17 protein-coding genes and 1 riboswitch are annotated in these 24,105 nt (G+C 75.3%); of the genes, 3 read left to right on the top strand and 14 right to left on the bottom strand.

Annotation, left to right across the window (positions count from 1 at the left end):
* Nucleotides 1-2: 2 nt before the first annotated feature.
* The 6 genes from CBP52_RS03595 to argC are packed head-to-tail and all read right to left on the bottom strand — an operon-like array spanning nt 3 to nt 6,132.
* Nucleotides 3-545, bottom strand: coding sequence for an arginine repressor (locus tag CBP52_RS03595; protein ID WP_198303567.1), 543 nt, complete (start codon nt 543-545; stop codon nt 3-5).
* A gap of 41 nt (nt 546-586) precedes the next feature.
* Entirely contained in the window at nt 587-1,519 is a 933-nt protein-coding gene (argF, locus tag CBP52_RS03590) for an ornithine carbamoyltransferase (protein ID WP_094179856.1), read from the bottom strand.
* Nucleotides 1,516-2,832, bottom strand: a complete 1,317-nt coding sequence (locus CBP52_RS03585; RefSeq protein WP_094179855.1) for an acetylornithine transaminase — start codon at nt 2,830-2,832, stop codon at nt 1,516-1,518. The genes argF and CBP52_RS03585 overlap by 4 nt, the downstream gene beginning before the upstream one ends.
* Nucleotides 2,829-3,800 (bottom strand): acetylglutamate kinase, encoded by a 972-nt coding sequence (argB, locus tag CBP52_RS03580; RefSeq protein WP_094182118.1) that lies wholly within the window; start codon nt 3,798-3,800, stop codon nt 2,829-2,831. The genes CBP52_RS03585 and argB overlap by 4 nt, the downstream gene beginning before the upstream one ends.
* 50 nt (nt 3,801-3,850) lie before the next feature.
* Nucleotides 3,851-5,071 carry a bifunctional glutamate N-acetyltransferase/amino-acid acetyltransferase ArgJ gene (argJ, locus tag CBP52_RS03575; protein ID WP_094179854.1) on the bottom strand — a complete coding sequence of 407 codons (1,221 nt, stop codon included), beginning with the start codon at nt 5,069-5,071 and terminating at the stop codon, nt 3,851-3,853.
* On the bottom strand, nt 5,068-6,132 hold the full coding sequence (gene argC / locus CBP52_RS03570) for an N-acetyl-gamma-glutamyl-phosphate reductase (RefSeq protein ID WP_198303521.1): 1,065 nt from the start codon (nt 6,130-6,132) through the stop codon (nt 5,068-5,070). Before argC ends, argJ begins: the two co-directional genes overlap by 4 nt.
* Nucleotides 6,133-6,227: 95 nt before the next feature.
* Between argC and CBP52_RS03565 the strand changes: the two genes are divergently transcribed.
* The 3 genes from CBP52_RS03565 to CBP52_RS03555 all read left to right on the top strand — a co-directional run bounded on the left by CBP52_RS03565 (nt 6,228) and on the right by CBP52_RS03555 (nt 9,461).
* On the top strand, nt 6,228-7,211 hold the full coding sequence (locus tag CBP52_RS03565; protein WP_094179852.1) for a quinone oxidoreductase: 984 nt from the start codon (nt 6,228-6,230) through the stop codon (nt 7,209-7,211).
* Nucleotides 7,208-7,975, top strand: coding sequence for a DsbA family oxidoreductase (locus tag CBP52_RS03560; protein WP_198303520.1), 768 nt, complete (start codon nt 7,208-7,210; stop codon nt 7,973-7,975). The genes CBP52_RS03565 and CBP52_RS03560 overlap by 4 nt, the downstream gene beginning before the upstream one ends.
* A gap of 172 nt (nt 7,976-8,147) precedes the next feature.
* Nucleotides 8,148-9,461 (top strand): TrpB-like pyridoxal phosphate-dependent enzyme, encoded by a 1,314-nt coding sequence (locus tag CBP52_RS03555; protein WP_094179851.1) that lies wholly within the window; start codon nt 8,148-8,150, stop codon nt 9,459-9,461.
* A 44-nt stretch (nt 9,462-9,505) separates the two neighbouring features.
* Here CBP52_RS03555 and thiD read toward each other — a convergent pair whose 3' ends face one another.
* The 8 genes from thiD to CBP52_RS03515 all read right to left on the bottom strand — a co-directional run bounded on the left by thiD (nt 9,506) and on the right by CBP52_RS03515 (nt 24,034).
* On the bottom strand, nt 9,506-11,038 hold the full coding sequence (thiD, locus tag CBP52_RS03550; RefSeq protein ID WP_094182116.1) for a bifunctional hydroxymethylpyrimidine kinase/phosphomethylpyrimidine kinase: 1,533 nt from the start codon (nt 11,036-11,038) through the stop codon (nt 9,506-9,508).
* Nucleotides 11,035-11,751, bottom strand: a complete 717-nt coding sequence (thiE, locus tag CBP52_RS03545) for a thiamine phosphate synthase (protein ID WP_094179850.1) — start codon at nt 11,749-11,751, stop codon at nt 11,035-11,037. Before thiE ends, thiD begins: the two co-directional genes overlap by 4 nt.
* The gene (thiM, locus tag CBP52_RS03540; protein ID WP_094179849.1) at nt 11,748-12,692 is read right to left on the bottom strand and encodes a hydroxyethylthiazole kinase; all 945 of its coding nucleotides are present in this window, start codon (nt 12,690-12,692) and stop codon (nt 11,748-11,750) included. Before thiM ends, thiE begins: the two co-directional genes overlap by 4 nt.
* A riboswitch (TPP riboswitch) is annotated at nt 12,686-12,781 on the bottom strand. It overlaps the preceding gene by 7 nt.
* Nucleotides 12,782-12,981: 200 nt before the next feature.
* Nucleotides 12,982-18,276 (bottom strand): ExeM/NucH family extracellular endonuclease, encoded by a 5,295-nt coding sequence (locus CBP52_RS03535; RefSeq protein WP_094179848.1) that lies wholly within the window; start codon nt 18,274-18,276, stop codon nt 12,982-12,984.
* A gap of 270 nt (nt 18,277-18,546) precedes the next feature.
* A complete protein-coding gene (pheT, locus tag CBP52_RS03530; RefSeq protein WP_094179847.1) occupies nt 18,547-21,114 on the bottom strand; it encodes a phenylalanine--tRNA ligase subunit beta in 2,568 nt (855 codons plus the stop codon).
* Nucleotides 21,114-22,202 (bottom strand): phenylalanine--tRNA ligase subunit alpha, encoded by a 1,089-nt coding sequence (pheS, locus tag CBP52_RS03525; protein WP_094179846.1) that lies wholly within the window; start codon nt 22,200-22,202, stop codon nt 21,114-21,116. The genes pheT and pheS overlap by 1 nt, the downstream gene beginning before the upstream one ends.
* Before the next feature lie 306 nt (nt 22,203-22,508).
* Nucleotides 22,509-23,159, bottom strand: coding sequence for an RNA 2',3'-cyclic phosphodiesterase (gene thpR, locus CBP52_RS03520; protein WP_094182115.1), 651 nt, complete (start codon nt 23,157-23,159; stop codon nt 22,509-22,511).
* The gene (locus tag CBP52_RS03515) at nt 23,156-24,034 is read right to left on the bottom strand and encodes an RNA methyltransferase (RefSeq protein ID WP_232514642.1); all 879 of its coding nucleotides are present in this window, start codon (nt 24,032-24,034) and stop codon (nt 23,156-23,158) included. Before CBP52_RS03515 ends, thpR begins: the two co-directional genes overlap by 4 nt.
* Between the last annotated feature and the right edge of the window lie 71 nt (nt 24,035-24,105).

Raw genomic sequence — 24,105 nt, 5'->3', positions numbered from 1 at the left:
CGTCATTCGCCGGACGCGAGGGTCAGGAAGCGCGACGCCAGGGCGGCGCCGTCCGGGTCGCGGGACACCACGAGGACGGTGTCGTCGCCCGCGATCGTGCCGAGCACGGCGGGCAGGACCGAGTGGTCGATGGCCGAGGCGAGGTACTGCGCGCCGCCGGGCGGCGTCCGCAGCACGACGAGGTTGCCGGACGACTCGGCGGTGAGGAGCAGCTCCGCGCACAGCCGCTCGAGGCGCGCCGCGAGGTGCTCGGTGTCGGTGGCGGGTGCGCTCGGCAGCGACCGGACGGCGCCCTCACCGGGCACCGCGTACACGAGCGCGCCCGACGGCGTGCGGACCTTGACGGCCTGCAGCTCGACGAGGTCGCGCGACAGGGTCGCCTGCGTGACGCTCACGCCCGCGTCCGCGAGCAGGTCCGCGAGCTGCTGCTGGGAGTGCACCTGCTCGCGCGTGAGCAGCGCCGCGACGAGCGCCTGGCGCGCCGCCTTCGTCTGCGGCACCGTCGACGCCGAGCCGCCGGACGAGGTCGCCGGGGTGCCCGGCACCGCCGCCGGCGTGCTCGTCGTGCTCGACACGGACACGTGCGTCACCGTGCCTCGAGCAGGAACGTCAGCAGCGCCTTCTGCGCGTGCAGGCGGAACTCGGCCTCGTCCCACGCGATCGACCGGGGCCCGTCGAGCACGCCCGCGGTGATCTCCTTGCCGCGGTACGCCGGGAGGCAGTGCAGCACCTGGGCGTCGGGCGCCGCGAGGGCGAGCGCGGCCTCGTCGAGCCGGAACGGGACGAACGGCAGCTCGCGCTGCGCCGCCTCCTCCTCCTGGCCCATCGACACCCACGTGTCCGTCGCGACGACGTCCGCGTCCGCGACCGCCTCCGCGATCGAGCCGACCACGGTGACCGAGCCGCCCGTCTCCTGCGCGACGCGCTGCGCGGCGGCGACCACCTCGGGCGCCGGTCGGTAGCCCTCCGGGGAGCCGACGCGCACGTGCAGCCCGGCGGTCGCGCCACCGAGCAGGTAGGAGTGCGCCATGTTGTTCGCGCCGTCGCCGACGTACGCGAGCGTGAGTCCGGCGAGCGCGCCCACCCCGCCGCGGTGCAGCGCGACCGCCGACAGGTCCGCGAGCACCTGGCACGGGTGGAAGTCGTCCGTGAGCGCGTTGACCACGGGGACGCCGGCGTGCTGCGCCATCGACTCGATGCGCTCCTGCGCGTGCGTGCGCCACACCACGGCCGCGACCTGCCGGCCGAGGACGCGCGCGGTGTCCGGGATCGACTCGCGCGTGCCGATCTGCGCGAGGTTGCCGTCGACGACGAGCGGGAATCCGCCGAGCTCGGCGATCCCCGTCGAGAACGACACCTGCGTGCGCAGCGTCGGCTTGTCGAAGATCACCGCCACCGCCCGCGGTCCGGCCAGCGGCGTGCGGATGTGCCGGTCGTCGCGGAAAGCGAGCGCGAGCTCGAGCACCTGCCGCTGCTCGGCGGGCGTCAGGTCGTCGTCGCGCAGGAAGTGGCGCGTCATGCCGCCACCTCGCCCGGGTCGAGGTCGGCGAGGAAGTCGACGAACGTGCCGAGCTGCTCGTGCGTCACGACGAGCGGCGGCGCCAGCCGGATCGACGTCGGGTTGACCGGGTTCACGATGAACCCCGCGGCCAGCGCGCGCGACGCGACCGCCGGCGCGACGGCCGCCGTCAGGCCGATCCCGACGAGCAGGCCCTCGCCGCGCACGCCGTCGACGAGCGGGTGGTGGAGCTCGGCGATGCGCGCACGCAGCGCGGCGCCGACGTCGCGCACGTGCGCGAGCAGGTCGTCGCGCTCGATGACGCCGATCGTCGCAAGACCCGCGGCCGACGCGACCGGGTTGCCGCCGAACGTGGTGCCGTGCTGGCCGCGGCCGAGCAGCGTCGCCGCGGTGTCGCCGAACGCGATGAGCGCCCCGACCGGGAACCCGCCGCCGAGGCCCTTCGCCACCGTGACCGCGTCCGGCACGACGCCGCCGCCCACGTGCGGCAGCTGGTGCGCGAACCACTCCCCGGTGCGCCCCATGCCGGTCTGCACCTCGTCGAGCACGAGCAGCGTGCCGTGCCGCGCGGTGAGCTCGCGGGCCCGTGCGAGGTAGCCCGGGGGCAGCGGGAGCACGCCCGCCTCACCCTGCAGCGGCTCGACGAACAGCGCGGACACGTCGCCCGGCTCGAGCGCCGCCTCGAGCGCGTCCGCGTCACCGAACGGCACCCACTCCACCCCGCCGGGCAGCGGCTCGAACGGCTCGCGGTACGCGGCCTTGTGCGTGAGCGCGAGCGCGCCCATCGTGCGGCCGTGGAACGCCCCCTCGAGCGCGAGGACCCGCGTGCGGCCCGTGCGGCGCGCGAGCTTGAAGGCGGCCTCGTTGGCCTCGGTGCCCGAGTTGGTGAAGAACACGCGCGAGCCGTCGGGGGCCTGGGCGAGCTCGAGCAGCCGCTCGGCGAACGCGATCTGCGTCGGGCTGCCGAAGAAGTTCGAGACGTGCCCGAGCGTGCCGAGCTGGGCGCTGATCGCCGCCGTGAGCGTGGGGTGCGCGAGGCCCAGGCTGTTCACCGCGATGCCGGCGAGCAGGTCGAGGTAGCGGTTGCCGTCGGCGTCCCACACATAGGCGCCCTCGCCGCGCACGAGCACGCGCTGCGGCGGCCCGAACGTGTCCATCACCGAGCGCGAGTACCGCTGGGTCCACTCCGCGACCGACCCGCCCGCGACCGAGACGGGGAGCCCGTCGACGGTCGCGGCGGCCTGGCGCAGCGCGCGGCGGGTCGTCGGGGCGGGGGGTGCCGGGGCGGCCGGCGTGGTCGTCGGCTCGCTCATGCGGGCACCTCCGGGTGGACGACGGGGATGGGGGCGGTGAACGGGGCGTCCTCGGGCTCGGTGTCCGGCAGCACCATCGTGCCGATGCCGTCCGAGGTGAAGACCTCGACGAGGATCGAGTGCGGCGCGCGACCGTCGATGACGTGAGCCCGTCCGACGCCGCCCGTCACGGCGCGCCAGCAGGCCTCCATCTTGGGCCGCATGCCGGAGTCGAGCGTCGGCAGGACCTCCGCGAGCTGGCTCGCCGACAGGCGCCGCACGAGCGACGAGCGGTCCGGCCAGCTGAGGTAGAGGCCCTCGACGTCGGTCAGCACGATGAGCTTGCGCGCACCGAGCGCGACCGCGAGCGCGGCCGCCGCGGTGTCCGCGTTGACGTTGAGGACCTGCGTCGGGTCGTCGATGTCGGGCGCGACCGTGCTGACCACCGGGATCCGACCCGCGTCCAGCAGGTCCTGGACCGCACCGGGGTTGACCTGCACGACGTCGCCCACGAGCCCGACGTCGACCGCCTCTGCGCCGACGAACGCCGTGCGGCGTCGCGCCTGGAACAGCCCGCCGTCCTCGCCCGACAGTCCGACCGCGTGGGGGCCGTGCGCGTTGAGCAGGCCGACGAGCTCACGCGACACCTGGCCCGTGAGCACCATCCGGACGACCTCCATGGCCTCCGGGGTGGTCACGCGCAGGCCGCCGCGGAACTCGGACTCGATCCCGAGCCGGTCGAGCATCGCGTTGATCTGCGGGCCGCCGCCGTGCACGACGACGGGGCGCAGCCCCACCTGGCGCAGGAACACCATGTCCTGCGCGAAGGCGCGCTTGAGCTCCTCGTCGACCATCGCGTTGCCGCCGTACTTCACGACGACGAGCGCACCCGCGAACTTCTGCAGCCACGGGAGCGCCTGGATGAGCACCTCGGCCTTCTGGTCGGGACGCAGGTCGGTGCGGGTGTCGAAGACGAAGTCGTCGGGCACGGGGTTCGCGCTCGGGACGGCGCCCGAGCCGGTGGTCGCGTCGTCGTGGCTCACGTGGAGTACTCGCTGTTCTCGGAGACGTAGGCGTGCGTCAGGTCGTTGGTCCACAGCGTCACGACCTCGTCGCCCGCGTGCAGGTCGACCAGGACGTGGACCTCGCGCGTCGCCGCCAGGTCGACCTTCGAGCGGGGCTCGTGCGCGCCGCCCGCACGGCAGATCATCACGCCGTTGATGGACACGTCCAGCGCGTCCGGGTCGAACGCGGCGACCTCGACGGGCACGGTGCCGACGGACGCGAGCACGCGACCCCAGTTGGGGTCGTTGCCGTACACCGCGGCCTTGAACAGGTTCGAGCGCGAGATCGCGCGGGCCACCGCGAGCCCGGCGTCCTGCGACTGCGCACCCGTGACGGTGATCGCGATGTCGTGGGTCGCGCCCTCCGCGTCCGCGACGAGCTGGCGCGCGAGCTGCGCGGCGACCGCCGTGACCGCGGCCGTGAAGCCCGCCGGGTCCGGTGCGACGCCCGAGGCACCCGACGCCAGGAGCGTGACCGTGTCGGACGTCGACATGCAGCCGTCGGAGTCGACGCGGTCGAACGTCTGGCAGGTCGCCGCGCGCAGCGCCGCGTCCGCGAGCGCCGCGTCGACCACGGCGTCGGTCGTGATGACGCACAGCATCGTCGCCAGGCCCGGTGCGAGCATGCCGGCGCCCTTGGCCATCGCGCCCACGCGCCACACGCCGTCGTCGCCCTCGACCGTCAGGTCCGCGGTCTTGGGGACCGTGTCCGTCGTCATGATCGCCTGCGCCGCCGCGGGGCCGCCCGTCCCGGACAGCGCGGCCGCGGCGGGTGCGACGCCCGCGAGCAGCGTGTCGATGGGCAGGCGCTCGCCGATCAGGCCCGTCGAGCAGACGACGACGTCACCCGCGGAGACGCCCAGCGCGTCCGCGACCGTCTCGGCGGTGCGGTGCACGTCGAGGAAGCCCTCGGGCCCCGTGCAGACGTTCGCGCCGCCGGAGTTGAGCACGACCGCGCTGACGACGCCGTCGGCGACGACCTGCCGCGACCAGGTCACGGGGTGGCCGACCACCCGGTTGGACGTGAACACGGCGGCCCCCACCTGCAGCGGGCCGTCGTTCACGACGAGCGCGAGGTCCGGCCTGCCGGACGCCTTGAGGCCCGCCGTGACACCGCTCGCCCGGAAGCCGAGCGGGGCGGTGACGCCGGGCGAGGGCTGCGCGGAGCCGTCGGCGGTCTGGGTCGAGGTGCTCACGGTGCGACTCCGTCCAGGGGCAGGCCGAGCGTCTCGGGCAGGCCGAGCGCGAGGTTGAGCGACTGCAGGGCGCCACCGGCGGTGCCCTTGACCAGGTTGTCGATGGCCGTCACGGTGACGACGCGGCCGGCTCGCTCGTCGACCGCGACCTGGACGAGCGCGGTGTTCGCGCCGAGCGTCGCGGCCGTCGTCGGCCACTGCCCCTCGGGCAGCAGGTGGACGAACGGCTCGTCGGCGTACACGCTCTCCCAGGCCGCGCGGACGGCGGCCGGGTCGGTCCCGGGCACGAGGCGCGCGGTCGCGGTGGCGAGGATGCCCCGCGACATCGGCACGAGCGTGGGGGTGAACGAGAGCGTGACGTCGGGCGCTCCGGCGGTGCGCAGGTTCTGCGCGATCTCGGGGATGTGCCGGTGGGAGCCGCCGACCGCGTACGGCTGCGCCATCCCCAGGCCCTCGGACGCGAGCAGGTGCGGCTTGAGGCTCTTGCCGGCGCCCGAGTAGCCGTTGGCGAGCACCGCGACCAGGTCGGTCGGCTCGACGACGCCCGCCGCGACGCCGGGCTGCAGCCCGAGCGTCACGGCGGTGACGTTGCAGCCGGGCACGGCGATGCGGGTCGTCCCCGCGAGCGTGGCGCGCTGCGCCGCGGCCGTCTGCTCCCCCGCGTGCAGCAGCTCGGGCAGGCCGTACGGCCAGGTGCCGGCGTGCTCGCTGCCGTAGTACGCGAGCCAGTCGGCCGCGTCGGACAGGCGGTGGTCGGCGCCGAGGTCGACGACGACCGTGCCGGCGTCGCGCTGCGCGAGCTCGGCCGCGACCGCGCCCGAGGCGCCGTGCGGCAGCGCGAGGACGACGACGTCGTGACCGGCCAGGGCCTCGGGCGTCGTGGGGGCGAGGACGCGGTCGGCGAGGCGTCGCAGGTGCGGCTGGTGCTCACCGAGCTGCGTGCCCGCGTTCGCGTGGGCCGTGACCGCGCCGATGCGTGCCTCGGGGTGCTGCAGCAGGAGCCGGAGCATCTCGCCACCGGCGTACCCGCTCGCGCCCGCGACCGCGACTGTGAACGACATGCGCATGAACATACACGTTCGCGCGAATCGATGCACAAACTGTCGGACCGCGCCCCACCGGGATGAAATGGTGCCCCACGCGCGTTCGGCTCGACGTGCACGCCGTCGAAGCCACCCGCGCCGGTGGACCCGAGGTCCTGTCGTCCGTCACCCGTCCCGACCCGGAGCCCGGGCCGCACGAGGCCCTGGTCCGCGTCGCCGCAGCGGGTGTGAACTTCATCGACACCTACCGCCGCTCCGGCGTGTACCCCGCGAGCTTCCCGCACGTCCCCGGCTCCGAGGGTGCCGGGACCGTGGTGTCCGTCGGTGCGCAGGTCACGCACGTCGCACCCGGCGACCGCGTCGCGTGGTCCGCGGGGCCGGGCTCGTACGCCGAGCTCGTCGCCGTGCCCGAGCGCGAGCTCCTGCCCGTGCCGGACGGCGTGGCCGACGAGGTCGCCGCCGCGCTCCCGCTGCAGGGCATGACCGCGCACTACCTGGCGACGTCCACGTTCCCGGTCGAGCCCGGCACGACGGTGCTCGTGCACGCGGCCGCGGGCGGCGTCGGCCTCCTGCTGACCCAGCTCGCGACCCAGCGCGGCGGTCGCGTCATCGCGACGGTCGGCTCCGTGCAGAAGGAGGCCCTGGCGCGAGGCGCGGGCGCCACCGACGTGATCCGCTACCGCGAGCTCGACGACCTGACGACCGACCTGCCCGCTCGCGTCCGGGACCTGACCGACGGCCGCGGGGTCGACGCCGTGTACGACGGTGTCGGACGCGACACGTTCGACGCGTCGCTCGCGTCGCTCGCCCGGCGCGGCATGCTCGTCCTGTACGGGGCGTCGTCCGGCCCGGTCCCGCCCGTCGACCCGCAGCGGCTCAACGCCGCCGGGTCGGTGTTCCTCACGCGCCCGACGCTCGGGCACTACGTCGCCGATCGCGCCGAGCTTGAGTGGCGCGCGTCCGAGCTGTTCGGCGCGGTGGCCGACGAGCGTCTCGACGTCCGCATCGGCGCCCGCTTCCCCCTGTCGGCCGCGGCTGACGCCCACCGCGCGCTCGAGTCGCGCGCCACGACCGGAAAGGTCCTGCTTCTCCCGTGAGCACCACGAGCACACCCACCCTGAACCCCGTCCGCACGATCACGGTCGAGGTGTGGTCCGACATCGCCTGCCCGTGGTGCTACATCGGCAAGCGCCGGTTCGCCGCCGCGCTCGCCGCCTTCCCGCACCGCGCCCACGTCGACGTCGTGTGGCGGTCCTACCAGCTCTCCCCCGACACGCCGCGCGGGCCGGGCCGTCCCGAGGCCGAGGCGCTCGCGGAGCTCAAGGGGCTGCCGCCCGAGCAGGTGCAGCGCATGTTCGCGCACGTCACGGCCGTCGCGGCGGACGAGGGGCTGGCCTACGACTTCGACTCGGTGCTCGCGTTCAACTCCTACGACGCGCACCGGCTGACGCACCTGGCGCGCGAGCTCGGCGGGTCCCAGCTCGCGGAGCGCACGATCGAGGCGCTGTTCTCCGCGCACTTCGAGCGCGGTGCCGACCTGGGCGTCGACGACGCGCTGGTCGCCGTCGCGCGCGAGGCCGGGTTCGCGCAGGCCGGGCACGACGACGCGGCCGTCGCGGCGTTCCTCGCGGGCGACGCGCAGTCGGACGCGGTCGACGCCGACGTCGCGGCGGCGCGCGAGCTCGGCGTGACCGGCGTGCCGTTCTTCGTCGTCGACCGCCGCTACGCGGTCTCCGGCGCCCAGCCCGCCGAGGTGTTCACCCAGCTCCTCGACGCGGGCTGGCGCGAGGCGAACCCCCTGCAGGTGCTGACGGGCGACCCGTCGGCCGCGACGTGCACCGACGACTCCTGCGCGATCTGACGGCGCGCGATCCGCAGGCGGTCCGCGGCCGCCGCGCGACCGGCCGGACCGGGGCGGCCATCCGGACGTCGCCTCTCCCCTAGGCTGCAGCCTGCGGACCCACGGCGTCGTGGCCCCTCGCACGCGCGTCGGCGGCCCGCACCGCTCCACGACGCGCCCAGGAGGCACCCGCATGACGACATCCCCGGACGTCCGGCCCGCATCCCGTCCGCTCACGGAACCGGTCGGCACCGTCGTGCCGTCCCAGGTCCCCACGCACTGGTACAACCTCGCGGCGGACCTGCCCGAGCCCGCGCCGCCCGCGCTGCACCCGGGCACCCGCGAGCCGCTCGGCCCGGACGACCTCGCGCCGCTGTTCCCGATGGCGCTCATCGCGCAGGAGGTCAGCACCGAGCGGTACGTCGAGATCCCGCAGACCGTCCGGGAGCTGTACGCGCTGTGGCGCCCGTCCCCGCTGATCCGGGCGCTGCGCCTCGAACGCGCGCTCGGCACGCCCGCGAAGATCTACTACAAGTACGAGGGCGTCTCCCCGGCGGGCTCGCACAAGCCGAACACCGCGGTCGCGCAGGCGTACTACAACGCCATCGAGGGCACGACCAAGCTCACGACCGAGACGGGCGCCGGCCAGTGGGGCGCGTCGCTGTCCTTCGCGTGCTCGCTGCTGGGCCTGCAGTGCGAGGTCTGGCAGGTGCGCGCGTCGTACGACGCCAAGCCGTACCGGCGCATGCAGATGGAGACGTACGGCGGCGTGTGCCACCCGTCGCCGTCCGACCTCACCGAGGCGGGGCGCGCGATGCTCGCCGCCGACCCCGAGACGACCGGCTCGCTCGGCATGGCCATCTCGGAGGCCGTCGAGGTCGCCGCGCAGGACCCGAACGCGCACTACGCGCTCGGGTCGGTGCTCAACCACGTGCTGCTGCACCAGTCCGTGATCGGCCAGGAGGCGCTGGCCCAGCTCGACGAGGTCGGCGCGAGCGCGGACGTCGTGTTCGGCTGCGCGGGCGGCGGGTCGAACCTCGCGGGACTGAGCTTCCCGTTCATCGGCCGCAACCTGCGCGACGGCACGACGACGCGCGTCGTCGCGTGCGAACCCGCCGCGTGCCCCTCGCTCACGCAGGGCGAGTACCGGTACGACTTCGGGGACGTCGCGGGCCTGACACCCCTGCTCAAGATGCACACGCTCGGCAAGGACTTCGTCCCGCCGCCCATCCACGCGGGCGGGCTGCGCTACCACGGCATGGCGCCGATGGTCTCGCACGCGCTCGAGCTCGGGCTCCTCGAGGCGATCGCCGTCGACCAGGAGACCGCGTTCGCGGCCGGGATCGAGTTCGCACGGGCGGAGGGGATCATCCCGGCGCCCGAGTCGACGCACGCGGTCGCCGGGGCCATCGCGCACGCCCGGGCCGCGACGACCGAGGAGACGATCGTCATCGGGCTGTCCGGCAACGGCGTGCTCGACCTGCCCGCGTACCACGACTTCCTCTGACGCCCCGACGAGTGGCCCGCGCCCACCGCGGGCCACTCGTCGGGTCAGGCGGGCACCCCGGCGGTGACGAGCTCGTCGGACGTCGCGCGGCCAGGTCCGGGCGTGGGGCGGACCTGGGCGAAGAACGCGACCTCGTGCTCGCAGGAGACCGCGAGCACCTCACGCATCCGGGCCCGACCGGCCGCGTCGAGCGACCGGCCCGCGGCGTCCGCGTGCGCGCGCGCCTGGGCGGTCAGGGTCGCGAACTCCTCGTCGCCGTACGTGCCCACCCAGTCGCCGTACGGGTGCGCCGTGAGGTCGCCGACCCGCGCGCGCAACCGCGCGCCGAGGTCCGCGTACACCCAGTAGCACGGCAGCACGGCGGCCACGACGTCGGCGTACGACCCGGTCGCCGCGACCGCGAGCAGATGGTCGACGTACGCGGTCGTGACCGGCGACGCGCCCGCCCCCTGACGTGACCCGTCCCGTGCCGACCTCGCCAGGCGCTGCTCGTGCAGCCGCCGCTCGACGTCGAGGCACGCGGCGGCGCCGCGCGCGAAGAACGCCTGCGCCTCCCCGTCCGGGGCGAGCTCGCTCGCCCGCGCGAGCACCCGCGCGTACCCGGTCAGGTACAGCGCGTCCTGCCGCACGTACTCCTCGAACCGGCCGACCGGCAGCGACCCGTCCGCGAGCGCCCGGACGAACGGCAGGTCCTGCGACCGCTCGACGGCGTCGGCGACGAGACCGGCTACCTGCGCGGTGAACGGCCGGGCGCCCAGCCCCGGCGCGTGGTGCAGGTGGTCGACGGGGCCGTGGCCCGCGCCCACCTCCAACCGCGCCCCGGCCGCGATCGCCCCGGTGAGCCACTGCTTGGCCTCGCGCACCGCCTCCGGCCAGCCGTCGCGCGCGGGCCGCAGCGCCGCGACCGCGGCCGACAGCGAGCACCCCGTGCCGTGCGTGCTCGTCGAGGCGACGCGCTGCGCCGCGACCTCGACGACCGCACCGTCCGGGCCGACGAGCGCGTCCGGGCTCGTCGGCCCGCCCAGGTGCCCGCCCTTGAGCAGGACCGTGGTCCCCGACCCGCGGGAGAGGCGGGTCGCCTGGTCGAGCGCCTGCGCCCACGACTGCGCGCGCGGCTCGTCGACGAGCACCGCCAGCTCGGGCAGGTTGGGCGTCACGAGGTCCGCGCGGCCCACGAGCTCGCGCACGGCGATCTCGGCCTCCGGGTCGAGGAGCCGGTCCCCGCTGGTCGCGACCATCACCGGATCGAGCACGACGACGGGCGAACGCCCCGCGGCACGCTGCCGGTCCAGCCACGCCGTCACCTCGTGCGCGACCTGCGGCGTGGCGAGCATGCCGATCTTCACCGAGTCGACCGTGACGTCGTCGCTGACGGCCTCGAGCTGCGCACGCAGGAACTCCGGCTCGGGGACGTGGACCGCGCGCACACCGCGGGTGTTCTGCGCGACGAGCGCCGTCACGACCGCCATGCCGTACGCCCCGTGCGCGGCGAACGACTTGAGGTCCGCCTGGATCCCGGCGCCGCCCGTCGGGTCGGTGCCGGCGATGGACAGCGCGCGCACGCGCGACGGGCTCACCGCGCACCCGCCGGCGTCGCCACCGTGCCGCTCGCCGACCGCCGCCACGCGGCGACGAGCTCCGCGGCCGCGGCGGACGGGTCGGGCGCGGAGCACACCGCCGAGACCACCGCGAGCCCGTGGGCGCCGGCCGTCCGCACGGCGTCGACGTCACGCGCGTCGAGCCCGCCGATCGCCACGACCGGCAGCCGGGTGCTCGCGACCGCCGCGGCGAGACCGTCGAGGCCGAGCGCGACGTCGGCGTCGGGCTTGGTCGGCGTCAGCCGCACCGGCCCGCTCCCGACGTAGTCGACCAGGTCGGCCGGGACCGCGCGCACGTCGTGCGGTCGTGCCGCCGAGACGCCCACGACCGCGTCGGGGCCGAGCAACGCACGCGCGTCGGAGGCCTCCAGGTCCCGCTGGCCGACGTGCACACCGTCCACGACCGCACCGCGGGCGCGTGCCGCGAGCACCACGTCCACGCGGTCGTCGACGACGAGCAGCGCGGGTCCGGCGGTGCGCACGGCCTCCGCCACCGCGGTCGTGAGCGCGACCAGGTCGCGCACCCCCGCGCGCGTCGCACGCACCTGCACCACGCCGACGCCCGCGCGCACCGCCGCCGCCGCGACGCCGGCGGGGGCGCGGCCGGCCGCCGCGCACACGTCCGCGTCGAGCACGAGGTACGGACCGCCCGGGAACGGGGGGCGCCGCGACGCACCCGCCGCGCCGGTCACGCGGGTGCCCCGACGGGCGCGGTCGCGGCCCTGGGCGCGCCGATGCGCGCGGGCTCCACGACCAGCCGGTCACCCAGCCCGACGACGTGCTCGGGCCGCAGCCCGTACAGCTCGTCGAGCAGCGCGACCTGGAACGAGCCCGGACCGCGCGCGACCGACGCGGCGCGCTCCGCCGCGAGCCCGAGAACCAGCGAGGAGCCGACCGCCGCGGTGAGCGGGTCGGTGACCGCGGCGAACGCCGCCGCGAGCGCGCCGAGCGCGCACCCTGCGCCGGTGATCGCCGTCAGCAGGGGGTCCCCCGCCGACACGCGCACGGCGACGTCACCCGCGACGACGAGGTCGACCGCGCCCGACACCGCGACCGCGCCGCCCGTCGCGTGCGCGAGGCGTACCGCAGCCTCGCGCGCGTCCTCGACGGCGTCGCACGCGTCGACGCCCCGTCCCGACGACGTGAGCCCCGCGAGGCCCAGGACCTCGCTGGCGTTGCCGCGCACCACCGCGGGCCGCGCGCCCAGGAGCTGCTCGGCGAGCCGCGTGCGGACCGACAGCACCCCGACGGCCACGGGGTCGAGCACCCACGGCACGCCGGCGCGCCGCGCCGTGGTGACCGCGGGCTCGAGGCACGCGCGCAGGTCGGGTCCGGGCGTGCCGAGGTTCGCCAGGACCGCGCCCGCGACGGCCGCGAGCTGCTCGGCCTCGCCCGGGACCGCGGTCATCGCGGGCGAGGCGCCCACCGCGAGCAGCGCGTTGGCCACGAGGTTCGTCGTCACCTCGTTGGTGAGGCACTGCACGAGCGGCGTGCGTGCCCGGACCTCCGTGAGCGCCCGCGCCACGTCGGCGGCGAGCCTGCCGGGGCTCAGGGGCGGGGCGCCGCCTAGATCGTCGGCGCGCTCGTCGGAGCGCTCGTCGGCGGGAGGGCAGGGTGGGACGGCAGACGTCATGGAGATGACATCCCTTCGCTAGTACGAACTAGATCAGGTTCGGCGGGTGTGATCTCAGCCCTGCGTGCAGGGCACCCCGTGTCAGTGCGGCCAGGGTAGCCCGCGCGCACCGCCGCCGTCCGCCCTCCGTCCGCCCACCGGACGGCGCGTCGGCGGGCGTCGGCGGGCGCGTCGACGACGACCGGGCGAGCCGACCGGCCGGTGGGCCGCACAGGTGGGCATGCGCGAGGGGCGCCCGACCGTGGTGGTCGGACGCCCCTCGAGCGTGCTGGCTGCCGCGTCCCTCGGGTCAGCGGCGGCCGTGCCCCCCGTGCTTCACGACGAGCGTCCGGACCGCGGACACCGAGGCGTACGAGTCGTCGCCCTGGTACTTGGCCCGGACCGTCACGTCACGGGTCACCGCCGGCAGCCGGAACGTCGCCTTCCCCTTCTGGAGCGTCGCGACGAGCGGACGGCCGCCGGCCTCGAGCGTCACCTTGCCGGTCGGCGAGGGGGCACCGGCCACCCCGGCGACCGTGACCGCGATGGTCGGACGCGTGCCACGGGTGACGGTCCACGACGCGGTCGACAGCGCGATCGTCGGCGTCGCCCTGGTGACGGTGAGCCGCACGGGCGCGGAGGTCGAGGCGGTCAGGTCCGCCGAGCCGCCGTACACCGCGGTGAGCGTGTGCGTGCCGCGCGCGAGCGTGCGCGGGAGCACGACCGTCGCGGTCGCCGTCGCGCCCGACCCCGTGAGCGTGCCCGCCCCGAGGACCCTCGCGCCCTCGCGGACCTGGACCACGCCGGTGGGAGCGCCCCCGGTCGACGTGACCGTCACGGTCGCGGTGACCGTGCCGCCGAACGACACGGTCGTCCGGTCGAGGGACAGCGTGGTCGTCGACGTCGCCTTCGCGACCGTCACGGACAACGAGCCCTCGGACCCCTCCCATGCCTCGTCGACCGGGACGAGCACCGCCCGCAGGGCGTGCGTACCCCCGCCCAGCCGGACGTCGAGGCTCGCCCGGCCGAGCTTCACCGGGACGGTCCCGAGCCAGGTGCTCCCGTCGACGAACGTCACCGTGCCGGTCACACCCGCGGGCGTCACGGTCGCGACGAGCGTCTGCGTCGCGCCCGCGACCGGGTCGCCGGTCATCGTGAGCGTCGTGGTGGTCGGCCCGGACGACGCCGGCTCGACCGTGAGCCGCAGGTGGACCGTGGTGCCGCTGGGGCTCGCGACGAGCGTGAGCTCGTGCTCCCCCGCCGCCGTGCCCGCGGGCACGACCGCGGACACCGTGGCCGCGCCGCCGGTGACCGTCGCCGTGCCGATCGACTCACCGTCGAGCCGCACGTCCAGGCTCGTGTTGCGCGGCGAGCCGAGGCTCGTGAGGTCCAGGTGCGACACCTCGAACCCGAGCCTGCCGCCCGCCTCGACCGACTCGGGTGCGTCGCTCACGGCCACGGCGTGCCGCGCGAAGTCGGGCGACAGGCCGGGGTGCGCCCGCAGGTACGCGATCCACGCGTCCCGGTCGACCAGACCCGAGTCACGCGTGTCGCTGCCCTGCGTGAACACCCGGAAGTTGTCGCCGCCCGTCGCGAGGAACGAGAACGTCCCCACGCGGTAGTCGGCGTCCGCGTCCAGCGGCTCGCCGTCGATCGTCACCGACGTGATGCGGCTGCCCTCCGGCAGGCTCGCGTCGTACGTGTACGACACGTTGTCGGACAGCCCGAGCTGCAGGTATGGCCGGCTCGGCACGTTGCCCGCGGCGTCACGCTGCCACTGCTGCTCGAGCATCGTGCGGACCTGCGCACCCGTGAGCGTCGTCGTCCAGAGGTTGTTGACGAACGGCAGAACGGCGTTCGCCTCGGCGTACGTCACCACACCGTCCGTCGTCTCGGCGCCCGAGCGTGCGTACAGCAGCTCGTTGCGCAGCCCGCCCGGGTTGACGACGCCGATGTCGGCGCCGCCCAACCGGTCCTCCGCGAGGGTGTCGCGCAGCGCGTTCGCCACCAGGTTCCCGAGCGTCGACTCGCTCGCGCGGTCGTCGCGACCCGTCGTCGGCAGCGGGCCGGAGCCTGTGTAGACGCCGTCCACGTACGAGCCGCCGGAGTACGCCGTCGTGATGTCCGCCGTGACCGAGCCGACCGGCTCGCTGCCGACCTCGTTCGCGTACGCGACCGCCGCGTCGACGATCGTCTTGACCTCGGCCACCCGCGGGAAGGCCGCGACCAGGTCGGCGTCCGCCGTCGTCGTGCGCGCCACGTTCGCCTCGGTGTGCGCGAGGACCTCGTCGGTCGCCCGGTCGTACGTGAGGACGACCTTGCCCACGAACTCGCCGTACGAGCCCGTCTGCACGACGGGTCGCGTCGCACCCGGGACACCGGGGACGTCCGCCGACCACGCGTACTGCTTGTGGGTGTGGCCGGTGAAGATCGCGTCGACCGCCGCGGACGTGCCCGTGACGATGTCCGCGAACGCGCCGCCCGCCGCGACCTCCTGCGCGAGCGTGGCGCCGTCGGGCGTGCCCGCGCTCGCACCCTCGTGGTACTCGGCGACGACCACGTCGGCCTCACCGTTCGCCTCGTCGCCGTCGGTGAGCCGCGCCGCGACGCGGTTGACCGCCTCGACCGGGTCGCCGAAGTCGAGGTCCGCGATCCCGGCCGGGGTGACGAGCGAGGGGGTCTCCTCGGTCACCGCGCCGACGACCGCGACGTCGACGCCGTCCATGTCGACCATCGCGTACTCCGGCAGCACCGGGTCCGTCGTGCCCTTCGCGTAGACGTTCGCGCCGAGGTACGCCCACGCCGCGTTGCGGTCGTCGTCCGGGCCCACCACGCGGTCCCGCAGGTCCGCGAAGCCCTGGTCGAACTCGTGGTTGCCCACCGCCGAGGCGGCCAGGTCGAGGGCGTTGAGCACGTCGATCGTCGGCTGGTCCTGCTGGACCGCCGACGCGAACAGCGACGCACCGATGTTGTCGCCGGCCGACAGGAACGCGACCGGTCCCGGCGCGGCGGCGCGCAGCTGCTCGACCGTGCCGGCGAGCTTGACGGTGTTCGACCCCGCGGCGGCGGACTCGATGCGGCCGTGGAAGTCGTTGATGTTGAGGAGCGTCAGGTCGACCGTGCTGCCGGCCTCACCCGCGTCGAGCCCCACGACCACCGGGTCGTGGTCCGACGAGCGGTACTCGTCGGACGCGTAGTACAGCGCGCCGTGGTAGTCGTACCGGCTGTACTCGAGCGCGATCGACTCCTCGGCGTTGATCTCCCAGACGTCCGCGCCGGTCGCCCGTGCGAGCGCGTGCTCGTTGAGCAGCACGTGGTCCAGCGACCCCGACAGCCCGCCGAACGAGTACGAGTACTCCCCCGGCGCGAGCTCGGTCGTCGCGTCCGCGTAGCCCGCGTCGTACAGGACCTGGAGCGGGTCCTCGAGGGTGTACGCGTTGAAGTCCCCGACGAGCGCGACCGACTCGACGTCGCCCTGGATGTCGGCGACCCAGTCCCGCAGCGCGGTCGCCTGCGCGACGCGCGACGCGTTCGACGCGCCCTGCCCGTCGCCCGCGTCCGCATCGCCGGGCAGCGGTCCCGCCGAGCCCTTCGACTTGAGGTGGTTGACCGCGACGAGCACCGGCTCGCCGCCGCCGACCGGCGCGAACACCTGCGCGATCGGCTCGCGCGCGTTGTCGAACGGCTCACCGGAACCCGACAGGGTGCCCAGCGCGCGGGACTCGCCGACGCGTTCCACGGCGGCGGGCTGGTAGATCAGCGCGTTCGAGATGACGTCCATCTCGCCGACCGGCGGCAGCTGCGACGACGAGGGCACGAACGCCCAGCGCTCCTCGCCCGCGGCGTCGTTCAGCGCGTCCACGAGCGTGCCGAGCGCCTCGTCGGCGACGCCGTCGACCACGAGCGAGTTCTCGATCTCGAGCAGCCCGACGACGTCCGCGTCGAGCGCGTTGATCGCCGTGACGATCTTCGCCTGCTGACGCTCGAGGTCCGCGGGGTCCCACGCACCGCGCGGGTCGCACCCCTCGCGCACGGTCACGCCGTCGCCGGTGCGGTCCGTGTACGGGACGCAGCCCGGCGTCTGGGCGCCGAGCGTCGTGAAGTAGTTGAGCACGTTGAACGACGCGACGGTGAGGTCGCCGCCCACGTCGCGCGGCGAGTCGGTCCGCGTGTTCTCGACCGTGACCGGGCTGTTCGCCAGACCCTGCACCGGGCGCGTGGGGTCGAGCTTCCACGTGGAGTTCACGTAGGTCACGACGACCGGCTCGTCGAACGTCACCGACGCACCGACCCGCACCGGGTTCTCGAGCGACACGTACGACGGGACGAGCCCCTGGTTCGCGGTGCTGAGGAAGTTCGTCGTCGCGCCGTCGTCGAGCACGACGCCGCGTGCCGCGTTGTCGTCCTTGACGGCCTGGATCGCGGCGGTGTCCTGCGGGTCGGCCACCTCGGTCCACTGCAGCAGCGGCGTGGTGCCCGTCGCCAGCCCGAGCTCCCCGTACTGGTTGGTGGAGAACGTGTTCGTGACCGTGAGGTCGCCGGTGGGCAGCAGGAGCATCGACTCGATCGCCTCACGTGCCGCGGCGGTCGCGGGCCACGCGCCGGTGAGCGGCGTGACGCTCGCGTCGGAGTCGAGGACCTCCAGCCCCGCCGCGCTCGTCACGGTGATCTCGGTGAGCCCCTGGAACTCGCTCACCGCGCCCGTGACGCGCACCTCGTCGCCGATCGTGACGAGGTCGTCGGTGCTCGCCGAGAACACGAAGATCGCGTCGGACGCGGTGCGGCTGCCGAGGGCGCCGCCCGTGCCGGCGGTCTGGATGACGTAGCCGTTGCGGCCGCCCGTGGGGTACGCGGCGGTGACCACGCCCTGGGTCGTGACCGTCCGGCCGGCGTACGGCGACGTGTCACCGGTCCCCTGGACCTCCGCGATCGGGACGACGGTGGGGTCGGGGTCGGGGTCGGGGCCGGGGTCGGTGCCGCCCTGCGCGCGCTGCGGCGTCGGAGCGCCCGCCGTGAAGTCCGCGGCGTTGTCGGCCGTGTTGGTGTGCTCGTCGTCACGCGAGACCGAGGTGGTCGCACTCGCCGCCGGCGCGGGGCCCGAGCCCGCGTACGACGACGCCGTCGGCCCGTAGCCGACCAGGTCGACCACCGGGTCCTGCCCGGCGCAGCCCGTCGAGCACGTGAGCGACGTCGTCGAGCTCACGAGCGCGACCTTGCCGGCGGTCCCGCTCAGGTTGATCGCCCCGTCGACGTCGACCTCGAGCGCGGCGCCGTTCGACCCGCCCGCGCCGCCGACGAGCAGGTAGCCGCCCGCGGCGATCGAGCCGGACAGCGGCGTGGTGTTCGTCCACGAGCTCCCGGTCGCCGACGCGTACTGCACCGACCAGCCGGAGAGCGCCACGGGCTCGTCGCCCGGGTTGTACAGCTCGACGAAGTCGCGGGCGAGGACCGCCCCGGAGTTGCCTCCTGCGCCGTACACCTCGTGGACGACGACGGGTGCCGTCGGTGAGACGGCAGCGTTCGCCGGGGCGGCGGTGGCCGCACCTGCGAGCACGACGGCGAGGGCGGCGATGCCCCCGGTCAACGATCTGGTGCCACGGAGCACGGGGGCTCTCCTTCGTCGGGGAACGCACGAGCGGTCGCCCGGTAGGGCGACCCGCGTTCACCCTGACGCGCAGCCCGATTTGTCGCAACTACTGGTGAGTAACGATGCGGTGAACTCATCGGACGTCCCATGACGAGCACGTGACGCCGGGTCGTCGTCACCCGTGCGGGGAACGGCGCGGACCGGCCCGGGGACGACGACGGCCCCGGGCGGACCTCCGTGGGAGGCCGTCCGGGGCCGCCGTCGCGTCGCTCAGACCAGCAGCGCGGCTCAGGCCCGCAGCGTCGCGCCGAACCGTGCTCCCGCCTCCGCGACGACTGCCTCGCGCACGCCGGCGGTCTCGGCCGCCGTGAGGGTGCGGTCGTCGGCACGCAGCCGCAGCGAGAACGCGAGCGACCGGTGCCCGGGGGCGACCTGGTCACCCTCGTACACGTCGAACAGCCGCACGTCCTCGACCACGTCGCCCGCGGCGCTCGCCCCGGCTCCCGTGCGGACCGCGTCCAGCACGTCCGCGGCCGGCACTCCGGACGGCACGACGAGCGCCACGTCCTCCTTCGCCACCGGGAACGTGGAGACCCCGCGCGCCTGACGCGCCTCGCGCGGCGCGGCCGCCAGCAGCGCGTCGAGGTCGAGCTCGAAGGCCGCCGCGCGGGCCGGCAGGTCGTGCGCCGCGACGACGTTCGGGTGCAGCTCCCCCGCCCAGCCGAGCACCGCACCGTCGGCGGTCTCGACGCGAGCGCACCGCCCCGGGTGCCACGGCGCACGTGCGCCGTCCGCGACGAGCCGCACCTCGAGACCCGCGACCTGCGCCACGCGCTGCACCGCCGCGATCGCGTCACCGTGGTCGGCGCGGCGACCCGCGCCCCACACCCCGGCCGGCTCGACGCGTCCCGCGAGCACGCCCGCGACGTGCCTCGGCTGCGGCGGGACCGCGGCCTCGAGAGCCGCGAGGTCCTCCTGCGACGGCCGCGCACCGCCCGGCAGCGACACGGCGGCGCCCGCACCCGCGCCCGGGCGAGTGACCAGACCCAACTCGAACACGCAGACGTCCACGTTGCCCCGGGCCACGTTGCGACGCGCGGTGTCGAGCAGCGTCACGAGGAGGTCGGTGCGCATGAACGGCTGCGCGTCCGAGAGCGGGTTGACCAGGCGAACCGCGCGACGACGCTCGTCGTCCTGCGGCAGCGCGAGCGCGTCCAGCTGCTCGGTCGACACGAACGGGTAGCTCAGCACCTCGACCAGCCCGGACTCGGCGAGCGAGTCCGCGATCCCGCGGCGCGCGCGCTGCTCCCACGTGAGCCCCAACCCCGCGGGCGCCGGAGGCACCACGGACGGGATCGCGTCGTAGCCGCGCAGGCGGGCGACCTCCTCGACCAGGTCGACCCCCGTCGTGAGGTCCGGGCGCCACGTGGGCGGCGTCACCGCGACGACGCCCGGACGCACGTCGCGCACCTCGCAGCCGATCTCGGTGAGGACCGAACGGACCTCGTCGTGCGTGTACGGCACGCCGACGAGCCGGCCCGGCTGCTCGAGGTCGAGCTCGAACGACGCGACGGGCGTCGTGCGGTCCACGTCGGTCAGCGCGACGTCCGCGGTGCCACCACCGTGCTCGACGAGCAGGTCGACGACCCGCTGCACCGCGACCCGCGGCAGGCGCGGGTCGACACCGCGCTCGAACCGCTTGGACGCCTCGCTCGGCAGCCGGTGCCGACGCGCGGTGCGCGCGACGGACACCGGGTCGAAGTGCGCCGCCTCGATGAGCAGGTCGCTCGTCGTCGGCCCGACCTCGGTCTCGCCGCCGCCCATCACCGCCGCGAGGCCGATCGGCCGCGAGCCGCGCCCGTCCGGCGAGTCGGTGATCAGCAGGTCCTGCGGGTCGAGCGTGCGCACCTGGTCGTCGAGCGTGCGGAGCGTCTCGCCCGGGCGCGCGCGGCGGACCACGATCGGCTCCGCGAGCGTCGCCAGGTCGTACGCGTGCAACGGCTGGCCCAGGTCGAGCATCACGTAGTTGGTGACGTCGACCGCGAGCGAGATCGGTCGCATGCCCGCCTGCTGCAGCCGGCGCTGCAGCCACGCCGGCGACGGGTCGTGCGCCCGCACGCCCCGCACGACCTGCGCGACGAACCGGTCCGCGCCGGGCACGCCGTGGATCGGCGCGTCGTCCTCGATCTCGACCGCGAACCCGGCCGGACGCTCGTCGACCGGCTCGGGCAGACCCGGGTCGGTGAACGCGGCACCCGTCGAGTGCGCGTACTCGCGTGCGACGCCCCGCATCGAGAAGCAGTACCCGCGGTCGGGGGTCACGTTGATCTCGAGGACCTCCTCGCCGAGCCCGAGCAGCTCGCGCGCGTCGGTGCCGACGGGCGCGTCGAGGCCGAGCTCGCTCAGCACGATGATCCCCGAGTGGTCCTCACCGAGGCCCAGCTCGCGCGCCGAGCAGATCATCCCGTCGCTCACGTGCCCGTACGTCTTGCGCGACGCGATCGGGAACGGCCCCGGCAGCACCGCGCCGGGCAGCGCGACGACGACGTGGTCGCCCACGTCGAAGTTGTGCGCACCGCACACGATGCCCCGCGGACCGCGCGTGCCGTCCTCGGCGACCTCGTTGTGCTCGTCGCCCACGTCGACGCGGCACCAGTTGATCGTCTTGCCGTTCTTCTGCGGCTCGGGCGTGCGCTCCACGACGCGCCCGACGACGAGCGGACCCGTCACCGCGGCGGCGTGGATCGCCTCCTCCTCGAGACCGACGCGCACGAGGTCGGCCGCGAGCTGCTCGGCCGTCAGGCCGGCCGGGAGCTCGACGTGCTCGCCGAGCCACGACAGGGGGATGCGAGGCATCAGATCACCGCCTGGAACTGGGTGGAGAACCGCACGTCGCCCTCGACCATGTCGTGCATGAGGCCGATGCCGTGGCGGAGCATGAGGGTGCGCTCGATGCCCATGCCGAACGCGAAGCCCGAGTAGACCTCCGGGTCGACACCGCAGGCCCGCAGCACGTTGGGGTTGACCATGCCGCAGCCGCCCCACTCGATCCAGCCGGGCCCGCCCTTCTTCTGCGGGAACCACAGGTCCATCTCGGCGGACGGCTCGGTGAACGGGAAGTACGACGGGCGCAGCCGCGTACGGGCGTCGGGCCCGAACATCGCCTTGGCGAAGTGGTCGAGCGTGCCCTTGAGGTGCGCCATCGTCAGGCCCTCGTCGATCGCGAGGCCCTCGACCTGGTGGAACACCGGCGTGTGCGTCGCGTCGAGCTCGTCGGTGCGGAACACCTTGCCCGGGCACGCGATGTACACCGGCACGCCGCGCTCGAGCAGGGCGCGCGCCTGCACCGGGCTCGTGTGCGTGCGCAGGACCAGGTTGGACGGCGCGTCGGACCCGGCGGGGTCCGCGACGTAGAACGTGTCCTGCATCTGGCGCGCGGGGTGGTCGACACCGAAGTTCAGCGCGTCGAAGTTGAACCACTCCGCCTCGAGCTCGGGACCCTCGGCGATCTCCCAGCCCATCGCGACGAACACGTCGGCGACGCGCTGCTGGAGCACCTCGAGCGGGTGGCGCGCGCCGCGCGGGCGACGGTCCACGGGGAGCGTCACGTCGACGGTCTCCTCGACGAGGACACGCGCGTCGCGCTCGGCCTCGAGGACGACCTGGCGCTCGGCGACCGCGTGGTTGACGCGACCGCGGGCCTGCCCGACGAGCCGGCCGGCCACGCCCTTGTCGGCGGGTGCCAGGCCGCCGATGGCGCGGTTCGCGAGCGCGAGCGGGCTGCGGTCGCCCGTGTGCGCGAGGCGCACGGACTTCAGGGCGTCGAGGTCGCCCGCGGCGGCGACGTCGGCGAGCGCCGCGTCGACCGCGGCGGCGACGCCGGCCTCGTCGAGCGGGGACAGGTCAGGTGCGCTGCCGTCGGCAGCAGCAGGGGTCTCGGACATCCGAACCTTCCGAAGGTGGGCGTGCGGCAGGCGCGCCCACGGCGCGCCCGACCAGCGGGCAAGTCTAGGCGCCCGGTCCGGGGCCGTCCGGGAGGTCCAGCACGCGGCGACGCCCGTCCGCCCCCACGGGGCGACGAGCCTGCGCGGCTCCGCTCACGTGCGCGTCAGCGCGGCCCGGGAACGGGCTTCGGAAATCGGCGACCAGCCGCCGCGCGTCGAGCGATCACGTGCCCAGCATGGCACGGTCCGGCGCGTGCGGGCCACCGTCCTGCGCGGTGGTCGGTCAGGACGGAGGTCAGGCGATGGTCAGCCGGTCGTCCCCCGCAGCGGAAGGCGCTCGACCGTGCGGTACAGCGGACCGCCGCCGCGCCCCGCGCCCGGCATGGACTCCACGACACGCACCTCCTCGACGCTCCAGCGCGGGCCCTCGTACACCGCGAGCGCGCGCACGAGCGCCGCGAGCGGGTCGTCCCCCGGCCGCGCGGTGTCCCTGGGACGTTCGCCCTCGGCCGCGGGTCGCGACGAGCGGCGGCGCGGCGGTCCGCTCCCCGGGCGCGCGCGGCCGATCGTCAGGTGCGGGCGCTCGCGCACCCGGGCGTCCTGCTGCGCGCCGACGAGCTCGCCCGCGTCGCGGGACGCGCGCACGACGTGCTGGTGCGCGTCGAGCGCACCCGCCGCGCCGACCCACAGCGTCCGGTGCGAGAACACCCCCGCACCGCGCAGGCCAAGCGGGTAGGGCGCAAGGCCCGCACAGGCCGCGTCGAGCGCCGCGACCAGGTCCGGCACGAGGCCGTCGGGAACGTCCCCGTAGAACGACGTCGTCAGGTGCCATGTCTCGCGCGCGGACCAGCGCACGTCCGACGACCGGCCCGACGGGCCGCCGCGCACGCTCGCGAGCGTGAGGTCCAGGTGGTCGAGCACCTCGTCGGACGGCCACACGGCCGCGAACGCCCTCACGAGGCCCGACCCGCTCCCGGCCGCGGGAGCGCGGGCGCGCGCCGCTGCGCCCGGGCGCTCGCGTACAGGCACACCGTCGCCGCCGTCGCGAGGTTCAACGACTCGGCACGCCCGTGCAGGGGCACGCGGACCACCGCGTCCGCGAGCGCACGGTCGTCGTCCGGCAGACCCCACGCCTCGTTGCCGAACAGCCAGGCCGTCGGCGCGGCCAGGTCGGGCACGCCCGCGGGCGCCGCCCCCGCGACGTCGAGCAGGTCGTCGAGGTCGTGCTCCCCCGCACCGTCGGCGGCCAGGACCGCGAGCCCGGCGGCCCGCAGCGCACCGACCGCGTCGCCCGTGGCGACCCCGTGACCGACCGGGAGGTGGAAGAGGGAGCCGGCGGTCGAGCGGACGACCTTCGGGTTGTGCACGTCCACGCTCGCGGCGCTCAGCAGCACGCCGCCCGCCCCCGCGGCGTCCGCCGCCCGGATGACCGCGCCCGCGTTGCCCGGGTCGCGGACCTGGGCGAGCACCGCGACGAGCCGCGGGGCGGCCGCGAGCACCACGTCCGACCCAGGCCCGAGCAGGTCTGCGACCGCGACCACGCCCTGGGCGTCCGGGCTCATCGCCGCCAGGACCTCGTCGTCGCCGAGCGTGGTCCGGATCCCGCGCCGCGCGGCGGCCTGGACGATCTCGTCGTACCGCTGCGCCGCCGCCGACGTGAGGTACAGGTCGCGCACGCGCACGCGACCGGTGGGTGACACGGCCTCGCGCACGGCCTGCGGCCCCTCGACGACGAACCGGCCGTGCCGTTCGCGCGCCGCGCGTCCGGCGAGCGCGCGCACCGCGCGCACCCGGTCGCTGCGCGGGTTGGTCAGCAGGTCTCGTGCATCCACGGGTCCATCATCGCGGGTCGTGCCGCGCGGGGACGACGAAGCCCCCGGCACCGGGCCGGGGGCTTCGTGGG

Source organism: Cellulomonas sp. PSBB021, assembly GCF_002240455.1.
In the GTDB taxonomy this organism is placed as follows: Bacteria; Actinomycetota; Actinomycetes; order Actinomycetales; family Cellulomonadaceae; genus Cellulomonas; species Cellulomonas uda.
The sequence above is the reverse complement of the archived record's forward strand: the minus strand, read 5'-3'. Positions and strand labels throughout refer to the sequence as shown.